We start from the raw sequence: 4,535 nt of genomic DNA on the forward strand, positions 1-4,535 counted from the left end.
AGCCCTGGAAGACCTGGCCGTCGCCGTCTCCGAACACCATGCGCTCCCCGTTCCAGAACGCGTTGTCATATCCGGATCCGTAGTGGACCGTCGCATCCAGCGGCAGGCCCTTCCCGTCGATCGAGTTGCGCTGGAACGCGTCGAGCAGCATCTGGAAGGTCGCGCCGAGCCCGTCGAACGCCTGGTTCACGGCGACGTCGGCGACCGTCGGCTCGTCCTCCGTGCGCACCACGGTGCCGGGGAGCGTCTCGGTGCCGTGCGCGTCGCTGATGGTGCGGTCCGGCGCCGCCTCGACCGTGGCCACGAGCGAGCCGTTCTCGTCGATCGACAGCCGCAGCTGCGCCCGGTGCTCGGCCGGTGCCGGGGCGATCAGGGTCTGCCTGGCGGCCTCGGCCGCCTGGGCGTACCGTTCGGACTCGGCCAGCTTCGCCAGCAGATAGGAGGGCACGATGCCCTGATGGATCTGCGGCTGCTGCGCCGGCGTCTGCGGCCCCCCGCGGCCTTCATGGATCGTCATGATGCTCTCCGTTCCGCTCGCGTGCCTACGACGATACGCCGGGCGTCGGACATCGTCACGGGAGCGCCGTGAACCGTCGGGACCTTGACGCGGAGGGGCCGGCGGGGCTAGAGGCGAGCCACCCCGGTCACGGCGATGACGGCCTCACCGGCCTCGTCCGAGGCATCGAGGTCGACCATCGCGGAGATCCGCCAGTCGTGGTCCCCCGCCGGGTCGTCGAGGATCTGCTGCACGGCCCACGCACGCGCGGGCCGCTCGTGGTCGGGGCCACCGGTCTCGTCGAGGATGAGCAGCGCGGCACTGCGCGCGTCGGCGCCGGTGCGGATCTCGTCGTGCTCGGCGAAGTAGGCGTCGAGGGCGGCATCCCAGCCTTCGGCGCCGAATTCCGGATCCAGCTGGGCGAGCGCGTCCAGATCCTCTCGCGCGGCGAGCTGCACGCGGCGGAACAGCTCGTTGCGCACCAGGATCCGGAACGCGCGCACGTTCGTCGTGAGCCGCTTCGGCGCCGGCGGCACCACCGGCTCGTCGCTGTGCGAGACGGGATGGCCCGAGATGAGCTCCTCCCACTCGTCGAGCAGCGAGGAGTCGACCTGACGGACGAGCTCCCCCAGCCATTCGATGAGGTCGCGCAGCTCCTCGCTCTTCAGGTGCTCCGGGATCGTCTGGGAGGCCGCCCGGTAGGCGTCCGAGAGGTAGCGCAGCACGACGCCCTCGGAGCGCGCGATCTTGTAGAGGGCGACGTATTCCCCGAACGACATGGCCCGTTCGTACATGTCGCGGACGACCGACTTGGGGTGCAGCTCGAAGTCGCGGATCCAGGGCTGCGCGGCGCTGAAGGTCTCGAACGCCGCGGACAGCAGCTCCTCGAGGGGCTTCGGGTAGGTGATCTCCTCGAGCGCCTCCATGCGCTCCTCGTACTCCATGCCCTCGCGCTTCATGGCGGCGACCGCCTCGCCGCGGGCGATGAACTCCTGCTGGCTGAGGATCGCACGGGGATCGTCGAGGGTCGCCTCGACGATCGAGAGCATATCGAGCGCGAACGTCGAGGAATGCGCGACCGTGGGAGCGGATCCCTCGGTCCCGGCGCCGATCGCGGGATCGAGCAGCTCGAACGCCGCGAGTGCGAAGGGGGAGAGCGGCTGGTTCAGCGCGAAGTTCGGCTGCAGGTCGACGGTGAGCCGCACCTCCGTCCGGCCGCTGCGCTCGTCGACATGCGTTTCGACGATTCCCGACTCCCGCAGCGTCCGGTAGATCCCGAGAGCCCGGATCGCGAGGATCCGCTGCTTCGCACGCGGTTCGTGATTGTCATATACCAGGGAGCGCATATTCGCGAAGACGTCGCCGCCGCGCCCGATGACGTTGAGCATCATCGCGCTCGTGATCTGCATGTGCGAGGTCAGCGTCTCCGGCTCCGCGGCGATGAGCTTCTGGAACGACGGCTCCCCCCACGACACGAAGCCGTCCGGCGCCTTCTTGCGGATGATCTTGCGCTTCTTCTTCGGGTCGTCGCCGGCCTTGCGGATCGCGGCGATGTTCTCGCTCTCGTGCTCCGGCGCCTGCGCGACGACCGTGCCGGCGGTGTCGAAGCCGGCCCGCCCCGCGCGCCCGGCGATCTGGTGGAACTCGCGGGCGTTGAGCTGGCGCATCCGGGTGCCGTCGAACTTCGTGAGCGCCGTGAGCAGCACCGTGCGGATGGGCACGTTGATGCCGACGCCCAGGGTGTCGGTGCCGCAGATCACGCGCAGGAGCCCTCGCTGCGCGAGCTGCTCGACGAGGCGGCGGTACTTCGGCAGCATGCCCGCGTGGTGCACCCCGATGCCGAGCCGGAGCAGGCGCGCGAGGGTCTTGCCGAACGAGGTGGTGAAGCGGAATCCGCCGATGAGCTCGGCGATCTCGTCGCGCTGCTCGCGGGTGGCGACCTTGGCGCTGGCGAGCGCCTGTGCGCGCTCCATCGCGGCGGCCTGGGAGAAGTGGACGACGTAGACCGGCGCTTGGCCGGTGTGCAGCAGATCCTCGATCGTCTCGTGGATCGGCGTGGTCTCGTAGAAGAAGTGCAGCGGCACGGGCCGCTCCACCCCGGTGACGACGGCGGTCTCGCCGCCGGTCCGCCGGGTGAGGTCCGCGGCGAGCTCTGTCACGTCGCCGAGCGTGGCCGACATGAGGACGAACTGCGCCTGGGGGAGGGTGAGCAGCGGCACCTGCCAGGCCCAGCCGCGATCCGGATCGCCGTAGAAGTGGAACTCGTCCATGACGACCTGCCCGACCTCGGCGTCCGGCCCCTCGCGGAGGGCGAGGTTCGCGAGGATCTCGGCCGTGCAGCACACGATCGGGGCATCGGCGTTGACGGCGGAGTCGCCGGTGACCATGCCGACGTTCTCGGCGCCGAAGACCTCGACCAGGCTGAAGAACTTCTCGCTGACGAGAGCCTTGATCGGGGCGGTGTAGTACGTGCGGCGCCGGTCGGCGAGGGCGGCGAAGTGGGCGGCGATCGCGACGAGCGACTTGCCGGTGCCGGTCGGGGTGCTGAGGATCAGATTCTGCCCCGACACGATCTCGATGACGGCCTCGTCCTGCGCCGGGTAGAGCGAGATGCCCGTCGATTCGGCCCATTCCACGAACGCCAGGTAGACGGCATCCGGATCCGGATCCCCCTCGGCGGGGCGGACGACGGACGGATCGAGGCGCAGAGACATGATCCATCGATCATCCCACCTCGTGCGGCCCCCACCCCGGGCTCCCCTCCTCGCCCCCGTCCCTTGACCGCGAGACTCCATCTGGGCGACGAGACTGCGCCCCTGGAGTGCAGTCTCGTCGCGGAGTTGGAGTCTCGCGGTCAGGGCGGTCAGCCCGGTCGGGGCGGGACTCGGGGGCAGAGCGGTCAGGGCGTGAGCGTGGCCTCGAGGGCGATGCGGACCATGTCGCCGAAGCTCTGCTCGCGCTCCAGGGCGGTGGTCTCCTCATGCGTGACGAGGTGGTCGGACACCGTGCAGATGCTCAGGGCCCGGCGGTCGTAGTACGCGGCCAACGTGTAGAGCGCGCTGGTCTCCATCTCGACGGCGAGGGCGCCGTGCCGCACCAGCGGCTCGGTCAGCTCGGGGCGGGTGCTGTAGAACTGGTCGCTCGAGAAGAGCAGGCCGACGTGCACGGCGTGGCCGAGATCCATCCGCTCGCTCGCCTCGACGGCACGGCGCAGGAGGCCGAAGTCGGCGACGGGGGCGTAGTCCTGGCCGTGGAAGCGGACCCGGTTGATGCCCGAGTCGGTGCACGCGCCGTTCGCGATGATGATGTCGCGCATGCCGACCTTCTCGGTGAGAGCGCCGCAGGATCCCACCCGCACGATGGTCTGCACGTCGTACTCCTGGAACAGCTCGTTCGCATAGATCGACATCGAGGGCTGTCCCATGCCGGATCCCTGCACCGAGACGCGGTGGCCCTGCCAGGTGCCGGTGAAGCCGAGCATCCCGCGCACCTCGGAATAGAACTCGGCGTCGTCGAGGAAGGTCTCCGCGATCCATCTCGCGCGCAGCGGATCCCCGGGGAACAGGACGACGGGGGCGATCTGACCGGGCGCGGCGGCGATGTGCGTGCTCATGCGATCAGGGTATCGAGCGGGATCGCCGGATCCCTTGTCATGCTCGCGCTTCATACCTAGGCTGTCTAGGTATGAAGCGCGATGTGGTGACGACGACCCCTGAAGGCGCGACGCGGGCGGAGGTCCGCGCGCCGATCCGGTGGCGCGTCGTCGTCGCGGTCGTCCTTGCGGCGGTGCTCGGGGTCGGCAGCGCCCTCTGGCTGCCCCAGGGGACGGCGCTCGTCACGATCCCCTGGGGCATCGCCGCGATCCTGCTCGGCGCGACGTGCCGCAGCGCGAGAGCAGCGCTCGTGGTCGGTGCGGTGTTCGGCTTCGTGGCGGCCTATGCGTACCTCTGGTTCGACGACCGCGCACTGCCCTCCGGCGCCAGGCTCGTGCAGCTCGCCCTCGTCATACTGATCCCCGCCGCATTCGGGCTGTGCTGCG

At 69.8% G+C, this 4,535-nt stretch carries 3 protein-coding genes and 1 pseudogene; 1 reads left to right on the forward strand and 3 read right to left on the reverse strand.

Features of this window, described 5'->3' with window-relative positions:
* The 3 genes and pseudogenes from B7X32_RS18735 to deoD all read right to left on the reverse strand — a co-directional run.
* A pseudogene (locus B7X32_RS18735) lies at positions 1-517 on the reverse strand (hypothetical protein); the annotation flags it as partial.
* Between the two features lie 107 nt (positions 518-624).
* Positions 625-3,210, reverse strand: coding sequence for a DEAD/DEAH box helicase (locus B7X32_RS18740; protein ID WP_292723163.1), 2,586 nt, complete (start codon positions 3,208-3,210; stop codon positions 625-627).
* Between the two features lie 185 nt (positions 3,211-3,395).
* Positions 3,396-4,109, reverse strand: a complete 714-nt coding sequence (gene deoD, locus B7X32_RS18745; protein ID WP_292723165.1) for a purine-nucleoside phosphorylase — start codon at positions 4,107-4,109, stop codon at positions 3,396-3,398.
* 71 nt (positions 4,110-4,180) lie between these two features.
* Between deoD and B7X32_RS18750 the strand changes: the two genes are divergently transcribed.
* The coding region (locus tag B7X32_RS18750) for a hypothetical protein (RefSeq protein ID WP_292723167.1) at positions 4,181-4,535 on the forward strand (355 nt) is incomplete at its 3' end.

The sequence above is a fragment of the Microbacterium sp. 13-71-7 genome, assembly GCF_002257455.1.
Classification (GTDB): Bacteria; Actinomycetota; Actinomycetes; order Actinomycetales; family Microbacteriaceae; genus Microbacterium.